Source organism: Carboxylicivirga agarovorans (genome assembly GCF_050589845.1).
GTDB lineage: Bacteria > Bacteroidota > Bacteroidia > Bacteroidales > Marinilabiliaceae > Carboxylicivirga > Carboxylicivirga agarovorans.
Genome location: NZ_JBNGPA010000013.1, coordinates 106,655 through 125,628, shown reverse-complemented (window position 1 = coordinate 125,628; position 18,974 = coordinate 106,655). Strand labels below are relative to the sequence as shown.

The 18,974-nt window shown below is 38.2% G+C and carries 18 protein-coding genes; 5 read left to right on the top strand and 13 right to left on the bottom strand.

Annotation, left to right across the window (positions count from 1 at the left end):
* Positions 1-60: 60 nt before the first annotated feature.
* The 6 genes from ACRD69_RS14490 to ACRD69_RS14465 form a co-directional block, all read right to left on the bottom strand.
* Positions 61-1,170 carry an endonuclease/exonuclease/phosphatase family protein gene (locus ACRD69_RS14490; protein ID WP_430815821.1) on the bottom strand — a complete coding sequence of 370 codons (1,110 nt, stop codon included), beginning with the start codon at positions 1,168-1,170 and terminating at the stop codon, positions 61-63.
* Between the two features lie 6 nt (positions 1,171-1,176).
* Positions 1,177-2,064 (bottom strand): rhomboid family intramembrane serine protease, encoded by an 888-nt coding sequence (locus tag ACRD69_RS14485; RefSeq protein ID WP_430815820.1) that lies wholly within the window; start codon positions 2,062-2,064, stop codon positions 1,177-1,179.
* Positions 2,065-2,146: 82 nt separating this feature from the next.
* On the bottom strand, positions 2,147-2,884 hold the full coding sequence (locus tag ACRD69_RS14480) for a rhomboid family intramembrane serine protease (RefSeq protein WP_430815818.1): 738 nt from the start codon (positions 2,882-2,884) through the stop codon (positions 2,147-2,149).
* A 129-nt stretch (positions 2,885-3,013) separates the two neighbouring features.
* On the bottom strand, positions 3,014-4,930 hold the full coding sequence (mutL, locus tag ACRD69_RS14475; RefSeq protein ID WP_430815817.1) for a DNA mismatch repair endonuclease MutL: 1,917 nt from the start codon (positions 4,928-4,930) through the stop codon (positions 3,014-3,016).
* A gap of 57 nt (positions 4,931-4,987) precedes the next feature.
* Positions 4,988-5,317 carry a hypothetical protein gene (locus ACRD69_RS14470; RefSeq protein WP_430815816.1) on the bottom strand — a complete coding sequence of 110 codons (330 nt, stop codon included), beginning with the start codon at positions 5,315-5,317 and terminating at the stop codon, positions 4,988-4,990.
* Positions 5,318-5,561: 244 nt separating this feature from the next.
* Positions 5,562-6,368 carry an ion transporter gene (locus ACRD69_RS14465; protein ID WP_430815815.1) on the bottom strand — a complete coding sequence of 269 codons (807 nt, stop codon included), beginning with the start codon at positions 6,366-6,368 and terminating at the stop codon, positions 5,562-5,564.
* Between the two features lie 102 nt (positions 6,369-6,470).
* On the opposite strand from ACRD69_RS14465, the gene lpcA reads away from it, so the two are divergent.
* Positions 6,471-7,052: a D-sedoheptulose 7-phosphate isomerase gene (gene lpcA, locus ACRD69_RS14460; RefSeq protein ID WP_430815814.1), complete on the top strand. Its 582-nt coding sequence runs from the start codon at positions 6,471-6,473 to the stop codon at positions 7,050-7,052.
* Positions 7,053-7,218: 166 nt separating this feature from the next.
* Here the strand turns inward: lpcA and ACRD69_RS14455 are convergent, their stop codons facing one another.
* A complete protein-coding gene (locus tag ACRD69_RS14455; RefSeq protein ID WP_430815813.1) occupies positions 7,219-9,375 on the bottom strand; it encodes an elongation factor G in 2,157 nt (718 codons plus the stop codon).
* 258 nt (positions 9,376-9,633) lie between these two features.
* Here ACRD69_RS14455 and ACRD69_RS14450 point away from each other — a divergent pair, with 258 nt between their 5' ends.
* Both ACRD69_RS14450 and ACRD69_RS14445 read left to right on the top strand, forming a co-directional pair.
* Entirely contained in the window at positions 9,634-9,996 is a 363-nt protein-coding gene (locus tag ACRD69_RS14450) for a DUF190 domain-containing protein (RefSeq protein ID WP_430815812.1), read from the top strand.
* Between the two features lie 49 nt (positions 9,997-10,045).
* Complete coding sequence (locus tag ACRD69_RS14445) at positions 10,046-11,659, top strand: alkaline phosphatase family protein (protein ID WP_430815811.1); 1,614 nt, start codon at positions 10,046-10,048, stop codon at positions 11,657-11,659.
* A gap of 13 nt (positions 11,660-11,672) precedes the next feature.
* On the opposite strand, the gene ACRD69_RS14440 is transcribed toward ACRD69_RS14445, so the two are convergent.
* The 6 genes from ACRD69_RS14440 to mutY form a co-directional block, all read right to left on the bottom strand.
* A complete protein-coding gene (locus tag ACRD69_RS14440; protein WP_430815810.1) occupies positions 11,673-12,410 on the bottom strand; it encodes a phosphoglycerol geranylgeranyltransferase in 738 nt (245 codons plus the stop codon).
* 11 nt (positions 12,411-12,421) lie between these two features.
* Positions 12,422-13,021, bottom strand: a complete 600-nt coding sequence (locus tag ACRD69_RS14435; RefSeq protein ID WP_430815809.1) for a 4'-phosphopantetheinyl transferase superfamily protein — start codon at positions 13,019-13,021, stop codon at positions 12,422-12,424.
* Positions 13,022-13,050: 29 nt separating this feature from the next.
* A complete protein-coding gene (gene gldD, locus ACRD69_RS14430) occupies positions 13,051-13,629 on the bottom strand; it encodes a gliding motility lipoprotein GldD (protein WP_430815808.1) in 579 nt (192 codons plus the stop codon).
* Between the two features lie 3 nt (positions 13,630-13,632).
* Positions 13,633-14,910, bottom strand: coding sequence for a gliding motility-associated protein GldE (gldE, locus tag ACRD69_RS14425; protein WP_489685670.1), 1,278 nt, complete (start codon positions 14,908-14,910; stop codon positions 13,633-13,635).
* 68 nt (positions 14,911-14,978) lie between these two features.
* A complete protein-coding gene (locus ACRD69_RS14420) occupies positions 14,979-15,452 on the bottom strand; it encodes a single-stranded DNA-binding protein (RefSeq protein WP_430815807.1) in 474 nt (157 codons plus the stop codon).
* A gap of 65 nt (positions 15,453-15,517) precedes the next feature.
* Complete coding sequence (gene mutY / locus ACRD69_RS14415; RefSeq protein WP_430815806.1) at positions 15,518-16,552, bottom strand: A/G-specific adenine glycosylase; 1,035 nt, start codon at positions 16,550-16,552, stop codon at positions 15,518-15,520.
* 122 nt (positions 16,553-16,674) lie between these two features.
* Between mutY and ACRD69_RS14410 the strand changes: the two genes are divergently transcribed.
* Positions 16,675-16,959 carry an HU family DNA-binding protein gene (locus ACRD69_RS14410; RefSeq protein ID WP_200465400.1) on the top strand — a complete coding sequence of 95 codons (285 nt, stop codon included), beginning with the start codon at positions 16,675-16,677 and terminating at the stop codon, positions 16,957-16,959.
* A 222-nt stretch (positions 16,960-17,181) separates the two neighbouring features.
* The gene (locus tag ACRD69_RS14405; RefSeq protein ID WP_430815805.1) at positions 17,182-18,732 is read left to right on the top strand and encodes an Rne/Rng family ribonuclease; all 1,551 of its coding nucleotides are present in this window, start codon (positions 17,182-17,184) and stop codon (positions 18,730-18,732) included.
* Positions 18,733-18,974 lie beyond the last annotated feature (242 nt).

The following is an 18,974-nucleotide window of genomic DNA, read 5'->3' as shown; positions in this document are numbered from 1 at the left end:
GAATACTAAATCCCCATATCAATAAAAATTAAAGGCAAAAGCATTATAATGCAATCGGAATCAGTTGTCTTTCCCGGGAGCTAGCTCAAGGCTGGTAACTATTGGATAATGATCAGACAGATCAACTTTCAGGCGTTTGAAATTATATGCCTTAAATTGTTTGTCGTGAAAAATAAAATCAATACGAAACGATGGTAGTGGTCCGTTATAGGTTCCTCCAAAACCCTGCCCCGATTCAACAAAAGCATCTTTTAGCTGCCCACGCATATTGCGATACACATATGAAACAGGGGTATCATTAAAATCACCGCAAACCATAACCGGATAAGGGGAGTTAGCAATATATTTGCCTATTGTTTCGGCTTGTGCAGCCCTGCTTTCAAAGGCTGTGCTTAATTTACTAGTAATGGCTTTTATCTTTTCGTTACGTTCTTTTTCATCACGGTAATTAAGACTATCAAGAAAATTAAGTTGCTGTCGACTAAACTTGATTGATTCAAGGTGATTGTTAAAAACACGTATGCGTTTGTCGGCTACTTTCAGATCAGAATAAATACTGAAATTACTGGTCTGCTCAAACTTCAGACTATGCTTTTCAACTATTGGATATTTACTCAGGGTGATCAGTCCAAAGTTGCGATTCCCTTTTTTGCCCGAACGGTACTCAATATGCTTATAACGAAACTGGTTCAATCGACGCAGTATATAGTTTTCGTTATATGCCTTATTGTTTTTAGATGTAAAAAACTCCTGCAGGCACAGCACATCAGGATTTTCTTTCCGAATCAGATCGAATATTTTTTCGTTTGTATCATCTCCAATCCATTTGTAGTAATCGAGCATCCGGACATTAAAACTCATTACTTTAATTGGCTGGTTAAATTCATCTTTTTCAAGCCTGGCTCCTTTCCACTGAAACGTATGTTCCCAATGTCCCCAGGTAATCAGAATAGCTATTAAAGGAATTAGAGACTGCCAGCGCCGTTTGACTAACCAGAACGCGAATAGAGCGAAATTGATTATCCAGAAATAAGGAAACGCATAGCCCATAAAAGCCAAAACAGACGTATGAGCAGGGCTGATATATGCTGTTAATACAGAAAACAACAAAGTTCCTGATGCTATCAGACTTATAATAGTGACTATTGATTTAAAGAATCGTCGTAACAAAATGCTTTATTTACTGGCGTCAAACAATGTTTGTTTCTCCTCCTTACTCAAACTATCGTACCCACTAACTTTAATCTTATCTAATATTCGATCAACTTCTTTTTGCTTATTGACTTTACGGGCATTAAACTCCATGTCGGTCATGGCCCTTTTATGTGTTACCTTCAGCTTTGACTTTGGTTTGAACACATTGGCCAGGCCATCCATCATCCTGTTAAAACCCAGTGTAACATCTTTACCTGATGCAATTTGCCCTCCGTACAAATATCCAAAAGCAGCACCTCCCAAATGTGTTACATGACCGCCAGTATTTGATAAAGCAGAAATACTTATCAAATCAAGTATAAGAGCAACTAAAGCCACATACTTCAATGGAACGGCTCCAAAAAACAGCAAGTGAATTTTATGATTCGGAGCATAGCGGGCTATTGCAAATAAGATGGCCATAACTGAGCCCGAAGCTCCCATTAATAAAACTCCTGGCACCTGTGGAATGAGTACAGGAATCAAGTTATAACTCAATAAATAAAAAACAACACCTGAAAATCCACCCAGAAAGTAAACTCCCAGTAACTGTCGTGGATTTAAAAACTCCAGGAATATTCTTCCAAACCAATAAAGATAGAGCATATTAAAAAGGATGTGCAAAAAGTCATAATGCACAAACATATAGCTTAACACAGTCCATGGTTTAACTAACAAGACAGATAAATCGGCCGGAACTGCAAGCCATCGAAGCAAAGGGTAATCATCAACACTGGCCGAACCAGAAGAAAAACTAAAGAACACCTGTAACAAACGGATAGCAACAAACACCCCGATATTAATATAAATTAACCTCGTTAATGCACCACCTTGCCGGTACGATTGTTTTATTTCATCAAGTATTCCCATTTTTTTACACTAAGCATTTGACCAGTGGTCATTAGCAATTTACATTAGTTTTAATAGAATTCAAATCAAATGGTCAATACCACTATATCCCTTTCTTCTCCCAATATTTAATCAGGAAGAAACCAAAAATCATACCTCCCAAATGTGCCCAGTGAGCAACATTATCGAAAGCGAAGTTAGCAACTCCTAAAAATAGCTCGGCCACACCATATATCATTACAAAGTACTTGGCTTTAATAGGTATGGGTGGAAATAACAACATCAGTTCTGTGTCGGGGAATAACATACCGAATGCCAGCAAAATGCCAAAAACAGCACCTGAAGCTCCAACCATTGATCCATTCAATACATAATTGAAATTGGCCATATCCGGATTTGTAAAGTTCTTATATTCCCTTAAGGCAGCAGCTCCTTGTTCATAAACAATTGCAATTTGCTCTCCTGTTAATAAGGAAGCAGCATTCGTGTAATCAATATATTTAAAAAGCAATTGAATCACTGCAGCTCCAACTCCAGTAATGACATAATAAAGAATAAACTTTTTTGGTCCCCAGTATGATTCAAGTACTCGCCCAAACATAAACAACGCGAACATATTGAAGAACAAGTGCATAAAATCGGCATGCATAAACATGTATGTCCCAAATTGTGCAGGATGAAAATTCTCAGAAGCAGGGAAATACAATCCCAGGTAATGAGTTAAGTCAATGCCAAATGAATTACGAAGCACCCATGTTGCCAGTAAAAACAGGGCATTGATTATCAGTAAATTCTTAGTTACAGGTGGTAAACCAGCCAGTGGTGATGGACGATAGTTCATCTGATATATATTTTATAATTTGAACATTGACTAACAACATCAATGCCAATTCAATCTTCTCAATAAAATAACGCAAAAGCGGCAATAATTGTTAAGTATAAATTTAGTAATTCTGTCAGTTTGACAGAATTACCCAAAGCGTTTTTGCGTTTCTTCCATATCCATTATGGAAATAACGGCTTTTCCGGAAGGCGAAAAGTTAGGCACCTGGCAGGCAAAAAGCTGATCAAACAGTTCACTCATTTCGATAGATGATAATACTTTACCATAGGGAACAGCGGCCCTTTTTGCCATTGAAGTAGCAATTTGTTCTGTTACTTCTTTTTGCAGATCAACTTCGCCATCTCTAAAGTCAGTTAAAATTCCATCGATCAGCTGTGCTGCCGACACATTCTCTAATCCGGCCGGAGTTGATAATACCCTGAACGTTTCGTCGTTGGCCTGTTCAAGCTCAAGTCCCAATGTCATTAAATCAGGTATAAGCTCATTTATCATGCTCATTTCCTGGGGTCCAAAACTTAACTCTTCAGGAAACAGGCTTTTTTGTGATAATGAAGCCCCGCTTTGTAATGTTCTTATAAATCCTTCAAAAACGATACGTTCGTGCGCACGTTTTTGATCAATCATCATTAAACCTGACTTAACTGAAGTTAGAATGTAACGATTCTTTAACTGGAAAAAGCGGCTGTTTCCAGTTGGCTCTTCTCCATTACCCGATGATAAAATAGTTTGTTGGACCGGCTCCTGGTATGAGTCTTCAAATGTTGCTCCCTGTTTTTCCATTTCGCTATTTGCCAAATCCGAAAAATCAGGTAAGCCATCGTTGTTAGTATCGGGGTATAAATTTTCCCAACCCTTAGCCGAAGCTTTAGATTGAAAGGTTTGAGTATTGGCACCCCCACTAATATCATAGTTGTTAACAGAGCGTTGAGCCTCTTCCTCAAAAGGGTTGTAAAAAGGATTGACTTCAACAGTTGGTTCAACTAATTCTCCTCCATTAGCAGACACAGGAATATGAACCTGATCAGTAGTATCAAAATCAATGGAAGGCATCATATTAAATTTACCCAAACTTTCGCGGATGGCAGCATTTAATATTTGCCAAATTGCACGCTCATCTTCAAACTTTATTTCTGTTTTTGTCGGATGGATATTAACATCCACAATTTGTGGATCAACCTCAAGGAAAATAAAATATGCAGGAATTGTTTCAGGCTGCAAAATATTATCGTAAGCATCCATTACAGCCTTATGCAGATATGGATGGCGCATGTAACGGTTGTTGACAAAAAAGAACTGATCGCCCATCGATTTTTTTGCCGACTCGGGCTTACCTATAAAACCGGTAATTTTCACCATCACCGTATCAGTATCGATTGGAATCAGATTATTCCCCATCTGTTTCCCATTCATATTTACCACCCGTTGCTTGATATTACCGTTTGGTAAATTGAACATTGGCACATCATTATGGCTTAATGATAATGCCACGTGTGGATTCGCTAAGGCAACACGTTGAAATTCATTAATAATGTGACGAAGCTCTGTGGATGTTTTCTTTAAAAATCGCCGACGTGCAGGAACATTATAAAATAGGTTCTTTATACAAAACTGACTTCCAACAGGGCATTGCACAGGTTCCTGCGATTCAACCTGTGAAGCAGAGATATTGATTTGAACACCCAGATCATTCTCTTGACGACGTGTTTTCAATTCAACCTGAGCAATGGCAGCTATTGATGCCAGTGCTTCACCACGAAAGCCCATGGTGCGTAGGGCAAACAAATCACCTGCTTCACGAATTTTAGATGTGGCATGCCTTTCAAAGGCCATACGGGCATCTGTTTCGGCCATTCCACAACCATTATCGATCACCTGAATTAAGGTTTTTCCTGCATCTTTGGTTATAACCTGGATATTGGTTGCTCCTGCATCAATGGCATTCTCCATCAATTCCTTAATAACTGATGCAGGTCGTTGTATTACCTCTCCGGCAGCAATTTGGTTAGCTACCGAATCTGGTAACAACTGTATTACATTCGACATGTTTTAAAACTCTCCTTTACTTCTTCAATTAATAATAACAGGTTGTCGGGCTAAAATTTACTCTGCAAAAAACGATTCCATCCAGATCATTCCCTCCTGAATGAGGTAAAAACCCAAAATCATTAGTACAATTAAAATAATAACCAAGCGAAGGTTCGAACGTCTTTTCTCACTCCTCGAAACTTCAAAATGCGATTTCATACGGCGACGCATACCTCCACGTATACGATCTGCATACCCTTCGTCCTTCTCCTCATCTGACAGCAAGCCCAGCTCTTCTTTTATTCGGCGCTCTCTTGCTTCCCTTTTCTCCTTTTGCTCATCGTAATAAATTGGATCGTGTTGAAATACACGATGACGCGCTACTTTTGAAAATGTAAATTTCATCTTTCTCTGGTTTTAGTATCAGAACAACCTTCATGTTAAGACGCCTCTTCTACACCCACAACATTCAGCTCATTCTGACTTTGTGCTACAAACTATTTACATCCGCACCTATGCAAAGATAACAAGTAATAGCTAATTTTATAAAAACAGAAGCATGCACACTGCAATAAATTGGCATAAATCATTCATATTAAGTTTAAAACGATTTACCAACAGCTGTTGTGAAGATTTTTTTAATTACTTTTTAGCCCAGAGCTTGTCCGCAATACTTACAATAAGCAGCCTCATAATCATGCCCTTCCTCCAGGCAGGATGGACAAACACGGGTATTAAGCGGTTTGCGACTTTCTTTAACTAATTCACTGGTAACAATACCAGTTGGAACAGCCAGAATAGCATATCCGGTTATCATGATAAATCCTGCTATAAACTTGCCTAACACAGTAACTGGTGCAATATCACCATATCCAACTGTGGTCAGTGTTACAATGGCCCAGTAGAGGCTTTGGGGGATACTTCGAAAGCCTTCATTATACGGATTCTCAACAATGTGCATAACCGTTCCCAGGATAGTAACAAGAATTAGAACCACAAATAAAAAGACACCTATTTTACTTCGCGAAGTAACCAAAGCTGACCAAAGCACACTTGCCTCTTTGACATAACGCGTTAGCTTTAGCACCCTGAAGATGCGCACTAGCCTTAGCGCTCTGACGACAATTAGCATTTGTGTTCCGCCAAACACAAGTCCCAGGTAGGTAGGAAGAATTGCTAATAAATCGATAATCCCGAAAAATGAGAAAATATATTTTCGAGGTTTGTCAACGATCCATATCCGTATAAAGTATTCAAAGGTAAAAATGAGTGTCACAGTCCACTCTGCAATTACAAACCAGTTATCGTGCTCAGGCAGGATAGTTTCATCACTTTCAACTATCACGACCACTATACTGAACAGAATCAATAAAATCAGGAAAATATCAAATCGTTTACCTAGTTTTGTATCGGCTTCAAATATTATCTCGTGTAATCGTCGTTTTAGAGGTTTCATATGTTTTGAAATTGAACGTATCTCAAAGATAACATCCCTTGGTGCTAAAAAAAATTTTAAGTTTAGAAAAGCCATTGTACTTTTATGCCATAAAATAAGCACATGACACGCGAAGATATCATAAACGAATTTAAAGAAGCGCAGGAAGTTCTGGATCGCTTTATATCTGATGAAAACAACTGGGATAAAATGATATCTGCCGGTGATTTAATAGTTGATGCTATTAAGAGCGGTGGTAAAGTTCTGTCGTGCGGCAATGGTGGTTCGATGAGCGATGCAATGCATTTCGCAGAAGAGTTAACAGGTCGATTTCGTGACAACAGACCCGGCCTTGCAGCTGTTGCTATTTCAGATCCAACACACATTACCTGTGTAGGCAATGATTATGGTTTTGATTTTATCTTCTCACGTTACATCGAGGCTGTTGGTCAACAGGGTGATATACTTTTAGCCATTAGTACCAGTGGAAATTCACCAAACATATTAAATGCTGCAATAACAGCTAAAAAGAAAGGTATTAAGGTGGTTGCTTTAACCGGGAAGTCAGGTGGTAAACTGGCCGATTTGGCTGATGTTGAGTTGCGCGCACCACACAATGGTTATTCAGACCGAATCCAGGAGATTCACATTAAGATCATCCACATACTGATTCAATATATTGAATCAAAAGTCATTAATAAGTAAATTCTATTACACAAGATATAATGTTGATGTTTAGCCCTTTTGATCAGAAGAGCTTTATTTTATCCTTTCAAAAGTGCCAAAAGACCTTGGCAAGTGTAATTTTACCAAAATTGTTGAGACATAAAAAAACTGTCCCAAATTACTTTGGGACAGCTTCTACAATATCTTAATCTTCTTTTTGTTCTGCTTCGAAAGCCTTCATTAAGTCAACCTGAATTTCAGGTGGCACCTTATCATATTGAGAGAATGACATGGTATAGAAAGCACGTCCTCCGGTAATACTGCTCAATGAAGTTGAATATTTATTCATTTCTTTCAATGGCACTTTGGCTTTAATCACCTCAAAACCTTTCTCACTTGACATTCCTTCGATCATTGCACGGCGACCTTGAAGGTCACTCATCACATCCCCCATTCTGTCGCTTGGTACTTTTACCTCCACATCATAAACAGGCTCCAGAATTTTTGGCCCCGCATTTTTAAAGGCTTCGCTAAATGCATTACGACCTGCCAGTTTAAACGAAATCTCATTGGAGTCAACCTGGTGCATCTTACCATCATATATCCATACACGAATATCACGAGCATACGAACCGGTTAACGGACCTTCTTCCATCTTCTCCATAATACCTTTCAGGATAGCTGGCATAAAACGGGCATCAATTGATCCACCAACAATACAGTTGTTGTAAACCAGCTTACCACCCCATGGTAATTTGTGTTCTTCAGTTCCTTTAACGTTTAACTTAATTTCCTGACCCTCAATTTTCATTGAGCCCGGCGTTGGCATATCTTCATAAAATGGTTCAATTATCATATGTACTTCACCAAACTGACCTGAACCACCAGATTGCTTTTTATGTCGATAATCGGCACGGGCAACTTTAGTTATCGTTTCACGATAAGGAATACGAGGTGCCAGGAATTCGATCTCAATCTTATCGTTGTTTTCGATACGCCATTTCATTGTATTCAAATGAAATTCTCCCATACCGAATACAATGATCTGCTTTAATTCTTTGGAATACTCAACACTTAACGTAGGATCTTCTTCGTGGATACGCTGTAGTATTTCTCCTAACTTTTCATCATCACTTTCATTTACAGCTTTAATGGCTGCTCGATATTTCGGATTAGGATAATTAATAGCATCAAACAGGAATTCTGTTCCTTTACTATTAAGTGTATGGTTGGTATGTGTTTCTTTAAGCTTTACGGTTGCCCCAATATCTCCGGCAACTAATTTTTCAACCTTATGCCTGTTGCTGCCAGCTACACAGTATAATTGTGCAATACGTTCTTTAGCATCACGATTGGCATTAATTAAGTCCATACCTTCTTCAACCGCACCAGACATTACTTTAAAGTAGGATACTTCACCCAGGTGAGGTTCAATACTTGTTTTGAAAATAAACAAAGAAGTAGGTCCGTTTACATCATATGGCACTTCAGTTCCTTCTTTGGTAACAGGAACAGGCATTTCTGATACATTAGGAACAACATTACCAAGAAATTCCATTAATCGACGACCACCCATATCTTTTTTAGCCGACACACAGAAAACAGGGAACATATCGCGTGCTATTAAACCCTGACGGATTCCCTGACGCATTTGATCTTCGTTCAATGTTCCTTCTTCAAAGTACAACTCCATCAGTGATTCATCATTCTCAGCAGCAGACTCTACTAATACATTATGTAACTCGTCGGCTTTTTCTTTTTGGTCGGCAGGAATATCAAGAATCTGTGGTTCTCCACCATCTGCACCCCACTGGTACATCTTCATCTTAAGCACGTCAACTACGGCATTAAAATCAGGACCAACATTCACAGGATATTGCACTACGACAACTTTATTACCAAAGTGCTCTTTTGAACTTTCAATGGTTTGATCATAATTGGCTTTTTCATGATCCAATTGATTCACCACGAAAATAACAGGCTTTTGGTGCTCTTCTGTATACCTGAACAGGTTTTCGGTACCAACCTCAACACCTTGAGTAGCGTTTAGTAACATCAAAGCAGTATCAGTCACATTTAACGATGTGATAGCTCCACCTATAAAATCGTCAGACCCCGGACAATCAATAATATTGAACTTACGGCCTAAATATTCGGTAAATAACACCGATGAAAAAACCGAGTAACCATATTCATGCTCCACTCGGTTATAATCAGAAACAGTATTCTTACTCTCAACGTCTCCACGACGCTTAATGACCCCGCCTTCGAATAACATTGCCTCAGCGAGGGTGGTTTTACCAGAGCCGCTACCACCGAGCAGCGCCAGATTTTTTATTTGATCAGCTTGGTATAATTTCATAAAGCTTAATTTAAGAGTTTGTAATTATTTTAGGTAAATTTATGGGTACCTGTAAAATTAGTAATATTTAGATAACATACAAGTTAATTACAGGCAAAGAACAGGCATGATTTCTCTTTTTCACCATGCCTCAATTAAGTGCTTTTAAGATGTCATTATCCTTTATTTTCACTAAATAGATTATAAGCAGACGACCGCTTAGTTGAATTTGATGGTTAATATGCGTAATTTGACTTTTCATTTCATAATTCCTGCACAATGGTATTAAAAGGAGAAGCTCAGAAACTAAAAATGATCATTGGGGAAGAAGACAGGGTATATCAGCGACCATTGTTTGAGGCTATTGTTTTTGCAGCCAAGAAATATAAAATGGCAGGAATAACAGTAATAAAAGGTACCATTTCCTATGGTGCCGACAGCATTCTTAACAATAGTAAAGTCTTTTCTTTATCCCCGGAGCGACCAGTAATTATCGAGCTGGTAGACAGAGCAGAACGAATCAACAGTTTTGCGGAGATTGCCGCTAAGCTTCTGGAGAAAGCAAACTGTGGTGGTCTTATCTTTGCAGAGGAAGTTCACGTTTTCCTGTACAAAGGCAGTAAAAAAATAACCACCAACTGAAGTCAAATCTAATTTGATAATTATATTTGGCGATCATATTTCTACTACAATGGTTAAAAAGTTTATTGTTTTTATAATAGCACTTCTAAGTGCCGTTCAACTTTCATTTGCACAAAAACTACCTTCACAACGTCCTAAACTTGTTGTGTTAATTTTAATTGACCAATTAAGCACCAACCAAATAATTACTTTCAGAAATCAGTTTTCAGATAATGGTTTTAACCGCTTAATATATGGTGGTACATTTTATCGCAACGCATCTTACCCGGCTGGTTCAGCATACTACGGCTCCAATCTGACATCCCTGGTGACCGGAACTTACCCTTCAACTCACGGAATAGTTTCTGACTGGTGGTATGATAGAGTAAGAAACAAGGAAGTGCATGCCCTTTACGGGGATCTTATCTTGAACAATGATGAATATGAAAAGCATCCTAGCGCAGACAGAGTACTAAGTTCATCATTTACTGACGAGCTAAAGTGGACAAATAATGGCCGGTCAAAGGTGTCAGCCATTGGCCGCAATGAGCAACATAGCATTTGGTGTGGAGGGCATACACCTGATGCGATATACAAAATTGACGACAACACCGGGCAATTTATCGCGATCAATCATAACGATAGCACAGACTCCTTACCCGAATGGGTGAATCAATTCAATAAGAAAGACTTTCTTGAGACATACAGTACACGTGGCTGGGGCCCTTTAAACGATTTAAGCCAATATTATCAGATGAGATTTTTTAGCGAACAACGGGAAGCATCCACCGACTTCATGTATTCGCTCGTACTGCAGGAGGGAGCAGGAGCCTACATTCCTGTTATCCACTCACCTTACGGCAATAAAATTATCCGTGACTTTGCCATGGCAAAAATCATCCATGAAGAATACGGTAAAGATGACGAACCTGATGTACTCACCATAAACTTTTCCACAAGACCAGTTCACGGAGGGGCACATGGAGCTTTTAATGCCGAGATAGAAGATATGATCCTGAGACTTGACCTGGAGATCGCTGATTTGCTAAAAACAATAGATAAAGAAGTAGGACTGGAAAACACATTGATAGCCTTAACATCAGTCTCCACTCCCCATCGTCCTATTGAAGAGAATACCAGACATGGAATTCCAACAGGCGTTTTCAGTGGCCAGAAAGCCTCATCTTTAACCAATTTATTCCTTATGGCCAAATATGGACAGGGCAAATGGATCATGGCCTATCACGATGGACATATGTATCTTAATCATGAATTAATAAATGAAAGAGGCGTAGACCTGGAGAAAATAAAAGAAGAAGCCGCGAGTTTTATTAGTGACATGGAAGGCGTTGCCTTTGCCATGCCGATCTCAGAGATAAAAATTGCGACCTCAAACCTGGCATCAGTGCGAAATATGCAATACAACTACCACCCTCATCGCTCAGGAGATATTGTGGTTAAGATAAGTCCGGGGTGGACTGAAGAGTTTGGTGATGGCCGAAAAGTAAACAGAAACTGGAATTCAACACACCTGCCTTTAATTTTTTATGGCTGGAAAGTAAATCCTAAGAATGTATATCAGAACGTTTCAATGATTCATTTTGCCCCTACCATCTCTTCTTTTCTGGAAATACCATTTCCAAACGGATGTGAAGGTGAACCATTGCATGGAATTACTTATTAAATCCATATGACCATTATTGATCAAAAGATTTAACAGCCTTATAAAAGTCGGTTAATAATGATATATCCTGCTCAAGTACATTGCCTACAACTACTATATCAGCACCGGCTTTACAGGCTTTTTTAACAGCCTCAACACTTCTTATTCCACCACCAATCATCAAAGGGACATCTAAAGATGACTTTACAGCCTGTATCATTTCTGCTGAAACGGGAATTTTTGCACCACTTCCAGCATCCATGTATATCAGTTTCATTCCCAAATATTGTCCGGCTAATGCTGTTGCTACAGCAATATCGCATTTATCAGAAGGCACAGGAATGGTTTGACTGATATATTGAACAGAGGTATTAGAACCACCATCGACTAATATATAGCCTGTTGAGATTGCCTCAATATTATTGGCCTTTATCTGAGGAGCTGCTACCACATGGTGGCTGATAAGAAACTCTGGATTACGACCTGAAATCAATGATAGAAATAGTACTGCATCAATTTCATTGCACAACTGAATTGATGAGCCTGGATAAAGTACAACCGGCATATTAACAACAGCCTTCAATTCCCTTACAAAATCAGATGTATCAATACTAACAAGGCTACCTCCAACAAGAAGCAAATCAGGTGTCGTCTGCATTAAAATAGCCTTTAACCGCTCCATATTACCCAGATCAAATTTATCCGGATCAATTAAAAAAGCCAGCTGTTTTTCGTTTTTATGATATCGTGAAAGAATCTGATTATATATCATTTTTGCTCCTTTTAACAGTAAACCAATGTAAAATCCTCATTGATCAAAAAGTTTAATGCCAACTTCTGAATTATACCTTCATTTATAAATTCACTTTGCAACCTTCCTTCATTTTTTAAATCAAAAGGCATCACTATAAACTGCTCCTTAAATTCAACTCCGAAAACATCAAAGTGCTTATACATGGCTTCCTTGGCACACCACAATACAGTACAATATTGCGATTGTTCATCTTTGTCAATATACTCCCACTCCGAATTATGTACGAACCTGTCAGCGACCTTTTCAACCCTTTCTGAGCAAATTTCAATATCCAGAGCAGTCGGTTTATCCGAAACACTAATAGCCGCGTAACTTGCAGTATGACTAATGCTAATGTAGCTGCTTTCACAGGCCAATTGGGGTTTGCCATTACCTCCGTAAAGAATCTCCGGATATTTTCCCAGCATTTTCTGCAATAGCAAACGCGCTGCAAGCCATTCTTTTTTACGACGTTCAAGTTTAAAAGTGCCTAATCGCAGTTTATCGGATTCTGAAATATCAAGTACAGATAGGAGCTCATCACTTGACTCATCAATCTTCCAGATGGCAACCTTATGTGAGTCTGACACTTGTATAATTTGACGCAGCGGCATATCTGTTATTTCCAACGAAGTGTTTCCATCAGTTGAATAACATCCTGATGTACGAAGTTTATAACGGGTGCTAAACTATCCTGATTGGGGATAGCATTAAAGTACAATGAGCCCCGAATAAAATGATTCAGGCTATCGGTGGCAAAAAATTGCATTGGAGAAGCCGCATCGCCCTTTATCTCGTACAACACACCTGTAACTCCATTGATCTCATCGTAAAACATTCTCTCATTAATAGCATCAGCTTTAATGGTATGTTTATATGCGAGTTTTCTACTGTCCTCCATCAATTGATTGAAATTATCCTCAATCTTTTTATAGCTTATATGAATCTGTCCGTTTAATTCCTTAAAGTGTATGTTCACCCAGAATGTTTCTGCATTGACACTCGTATCGGGTACCACTTTTGCATATTTAGGATATTCGAATTGATAAGGATGTGATCCATCAAACAATACATATTCTTTTTCAGGAAAACTAATCCTGAAATATCCACGTGGTTTTGGCGTGTGATGTTGCTTACATGACTCAAATCCCAATAAAACAAAAGCCAATAAAACTAAACCTATTAACCGTTTTGTCATACCCTACTTTTTAAATTCAAACTTCACCTTTTTAATACGTCTGTTATCAGCTGCCACTATGGTAAATTTACACTTTCCATACTCAACAACATCGTTTTTTTGCGGAATCTGCCCTTCGAGCTCCAGTATCAAACCAGCCAATGTTTCAGCCTCCCCTCGCACATCATTGAATATTTCTTCTTCAGTATCTGTAATTTTATGAAAATCGTTTAATAATATTTTTGCCTCAAACACAATCGTTCCATCTGGCATTTTTGAGAAGAACTCTTCTTCATCGTCAAGTTCATCGCTAATATCACCAACTATCTCTTCTAAAACATCTTCAAGAGTAACAATTCCCATTGTACCACCATACTCATCAACGACAATAGCCATGTGTATTTTTTCAGCCTGAAACTCTTCCAGGAGATCATTGATCATCTTTGTTTCAGGCACATAGTATGCTTTTCTAATGAGAGACTGCCACTCAAATCCAGCCTCCTCGTTAAGATGTGCAAGCAGGTCTTTAACATATAAAATACCTTTCACATTGTCCGGGGTTTCTTCAAATACAGGAATACGAGAAAAACCGGAATCTATAATTACCTGAAGTACTTTATTGTAGTTACTTTTTATCTCCACATCAATCACGTCAACACGAGCGGTCATGATCTCTGAAACATCTATATTTCCAAACTTAACAATGCCTTCCAGAATATCTTTTTCTTCTGAAATATCACTACCGGTCAATTCCAAAGCGTGCGAGATATCATCCATCGATAGGTTTCTTACCTTTTTAGCAATCCGCCGGTTGACAACATTGGTTGACTTTGTTAAGATTAAGCTCAGCGGCTTAAGTACTTTTGTGAATACCAATAATGGATAAGCCATAAAACCCGCGAACTTCCGTGGCGACTGAGAAGCGTATACCTTTGGCAGAATCTCTCCAAAAAACAGGATAATACCAGTAATAAAAATAATTTCAAAGAGAAATTTAAGAGTTCCGGCTTCTCCAAAATCAACGATGGCAGCAGTAATAAAAGAGGTTAAAATTACGATTGCAACATTAACAAAGTTGTTACTGATCAAAATAGTAGCTAACAACAACTCTTTATCCTCAAGATGCCTCAACACCAACCTATTACGCTTAGTCTCATTATCTCTTAGGTATTGCATATCTTTCGGCTCAAACGAAAAATATGCCACTTCGGAACCGGAAATAAGCGCTGATAACAACAACAGGCACACATTAATTAAAATGGTTATTAAAGTTCCAAGTGTGAAAGGTAAAAAATCCAGCACTTGCCAACCGGAAGAAAATAAAGAGCTAATACTATCAGTTTCCAAGTAAATTCGTTTAATTTAAAACATTAAAACGGCAGATCATCCGTTTCATCATTACCTAGGAAGGTGTCTTCCTGAGCGGGACTATTTGTTGGTGTATTTTGAACAGGCTGTTGCTGGGGTGAAGTCATACCTCCCGGGGATTCAGAAGATGCCGGATTGTCAGATCTACGGCCTAGCAACTGAAGGTTATCCGCATAAACTTCGGTTATATATCGCTTATTACCATCTTTATCATCGTATGAGCGCGTTCTGATTTTACCTTCGATAAACAGCTGAGTTCCTTTCTTTACGTAATTCTCTACAACTTTTGCCAAGCCACGCCAGGCAACTATATTGTGCCATTCGGTTCGATCGGGTACAGTTTGTCCATCACGTGATGTATACCCGCGCTCGGTTGTTGCTATAGAGAAATTTGCAACCGCAACATCATTATCCAAATACCTCACTTCCGGGTCTTTACCGACATTACCAACTAAAATTACTTTGTTCACCGACATGGTTATTTTGTTTATTGTTTAACGAATTTAAAAATACAAAACTTTAAATTTAAAACAAATGTAGTTTAATCCTCCTGAACCTTCATTTTTTCACGAAGAAAATTCGCCACCAGTTGCGAAAACGGATAATCAGGCAAGTCGTTGGTTTCTGCAACAATCAGGGGCTCTTGAAAGTGACTTGCCAATGATTTATCAGCCAGATAAAAAGACGCATATATAACCTGATGGCTCAAAATATGTTTTCGCTGATTTATCATTGAAAATTTCCCTTTGTAATCTTTCTTAAAGCCATTTGAAAGCCCTTTCTCTCCAGTTTCCAGCAAAGGTAATTGATAAAGATTCTTCCATATATCATTTCCCGAACGTTGTTCAAGATAAATTTTAGTTTCATCCTGAATAAGAAAGTAGTGAAAAAAGCGCGGGCGCTGTTTAATTTTTTTGGATTTAACAGGTAAAGAGTCGATTTCTCTTTTTATATAGGCATAGCAATCGCTTGTAAAAATGCAGCTCTCACATGCAGGCGCGGCAGGTCTGCAAACCAAGGCGCCATACTCCATCATTGCCTGATTGTGATCACCTGGATTTTTTACATCGAGCAATTCATCTGCTAAAAGAGCAAATTCCTTTTTCCCTGCGGTTGTATCAATGGGCGTAGCAACTCCTTTTATTCGCGATATAAACCTATATACATTGCCATCAACAACGGCTTTTGGTTCATTGAAACAAATTGAGCTAATTGCGGCAGCAGTATAAGGCCCAACACCTTTTAACTTTAATATATCCACAAAGGTATTTGGAAACCTTCCACCGTATTCCAATACAATTGATTTAGCGGCCGCATGTAAATTACGCGCTCTTGAATAATAACCAAGCCCTTGCCAAAGCTTTAAGACCTGTTGTTCCGTAGCCTTAGCAAGATCATTCACAGTTGGAAAATTTTCGACAAACTTAAGGTAATACGCTTCACCCTGAACCACTTGTGTCTGCTGCATGATTATCTCAGACAGCCATACTTTATATGGATCTTTAGAGGCTCTCCAGGGAAGCATTCTTTTATTAGTATTATACCACTCCTGTAATTTTATGGCGAAATCAGTCATTATTAAAATTTTATGCAAAAATAAACCATTTGTTTTTTTTTATTGAGATTTCATTTATCTTTGCAATCTGATTTTTAGAAAAAGACTGTAAATAATTGATAATTAAATAATTTTAAGAAAAAATGACAAAGGCTGATATCGTAAACGAAATTTCAAAAAATACTGGAATTGAAAAAGTTACAGTTCAGAAGACTGTTGAGGCTTTTATGGATACTATCAAAGGTTCTTTGGTTAAAGGTAAGAATGTGTATTTAAGAGGTTTTGGTTCTTTCGTAGTTAAAGAACGTGCAGAGAAAACTGCTCGTAACATCTCTAAAAACACAACTATCATTATTCCTGCTCACTACATTCCTTCGTTCAAGCCTTCTAAGAGCTTTGTAACAAAAGTTAAGAATAACGTAAAATAATTATAACCATTTAAAACGTTGAGCCATGCCAAGTGGAAAAAAGAGGAAAAGACATAAGATGGCTACGCACAAGCGTAAGAAAAGATTAAGAAAAAATCGTCATAAGAAGAAGAAGTAATCTTCTTTAGGTCTTAAAAAATTTACAAACAGAAAGTACTATACTTTCTGTTTGTTGTTTGTATTTATATACAACGTTCTTTGAAATAAAATTGCGATCATATAGTGAATGCAGAACTGTTTGTAGATGTCACTCCTGATCATCTTTCATTAGCACTAATGGAAGATAAGCGCTTAGTTGAACTCCGAAAGGAAACCAGTAATGTTCAATTTGCTGTTGGCGATATTTACCTCGGAAGAGTTAAAAAAATAATGCCAGGATTAAATGCAGCATTTATTGATGTAGGATACGAGAAAGATGCTTTTTTACATTATCTAGATCTTGGACCCCAATTTCGTTCCCTGCAAAAATTCCTGAACATTGCACAAGCTAAGAAAGGAGTTGTGTCTTTGCACAAGCTTAAACCGGAACCCGACATTAATAAAAACGGGACTATTCCGGAAGTTCTTACAGCTGGTCAACATGTATTGGTTCAGGTAGCTAAAGAACCAATTTCTACAAAAGGCCCCCGTTTAACATCAGAACTTTCAATAGCAGGACGAAACATTGTCCTATTGCCATTCTCTGATAAAGTATCTGTAAGTCAAAAACTTTCTTCAGGAGAAGAAAGAGCCAGGCTTAAGCGTCTTTTGACGAGTATCAAACCGAAAAATTACGGTGTAATAATCAGAACCGTAGCCGAAGGCAAACAAGCAGCCGAATTAGATAAAGAATTACGGATGCTTGTAAAACGCTGGGAAGAGCACACATCACGCATTAAAGAGGTGAAAGCTCCAGGTTTAGTAATGGGCGAGATAGGACGAACGACTGCTTTATTAAGAGACATACTTAATCCAACATTTAACTCAATTTATGTAAATGATGAAGAAGTATGTAAGGAGATTAAAGAGTACGTGGGATTAATTGCCCCCGACCGACAAAAGATTGTAAAACACTACAAAGGTGCAGCCGGTATTTTTGACCAGTTTTTGGTAAACCGTCAGATCAAAGCTCTTTTTGGTAAAACCGTATCATTTAAAAGCGGTGCTTACCTGATCATTGAGCATACCGAAGCCCTTCATGTTATTGATGTTAACAGTGGTAATCGTTCTAAGTCAGCTTCTAATCAAGAAAACAATGCTTTAGAAGTCAATCTGGCAGCTGCCGACGAAATAGCCAGACAATTACGATTACGCGACATGGGAGGAATCATTGTTGTTGATTTTATCGACATGCAAAACAACGAAAACCGACAAAAGGTATTCGAGAAAATGAAACAGGCCATGGCCTCAGATCGAACTAAGCACAATATTTTACCACTAAGTAAATTTGGCTTAATGCAGATCACACGCCAACGAGTAAGACCTGAAATGCATATCAAAACAACAGAAGGATGTCCAACCTGCAACGGAACAGGCACAATTGTTCCATCTTTATTTTGGCCAGAAAAAATTGAGGCTGCTGTAAAGAAAGCTGTGCAAGACTTGAAAATGAAAAAATTGACCCTGAATGTACACCCAATGGTACATGCCTATTTAAAGAAAGGATTCCCATCAACAATTTTAAAATGGAAATTCAAATTTACACATGGGCTGAAAGTAGTACATTCCGACTCACTAGGAATACTAGAATTCAAGATATTAGATAATGATAAACAAGAGGTTGACCTGTCTTAGGTCAACCTTTTTTTGTTAGTAGTGACGTAAGTCATACTAAAAGCTCCCTCCTTAATGTCACCCATATTCTTTATTAAAGTGTCTTTATCATACAAATTCAAACTACACACCTACATTTGATAACGATTAAGTGAAGTGCGTAAAATCATATAATCAGAGGCCATATTAACGTTGTGATAACAGCTTTTGATGACTTTTGAACAAACTAAATGTTGTAACTTTGTACACATATACAGATTTAG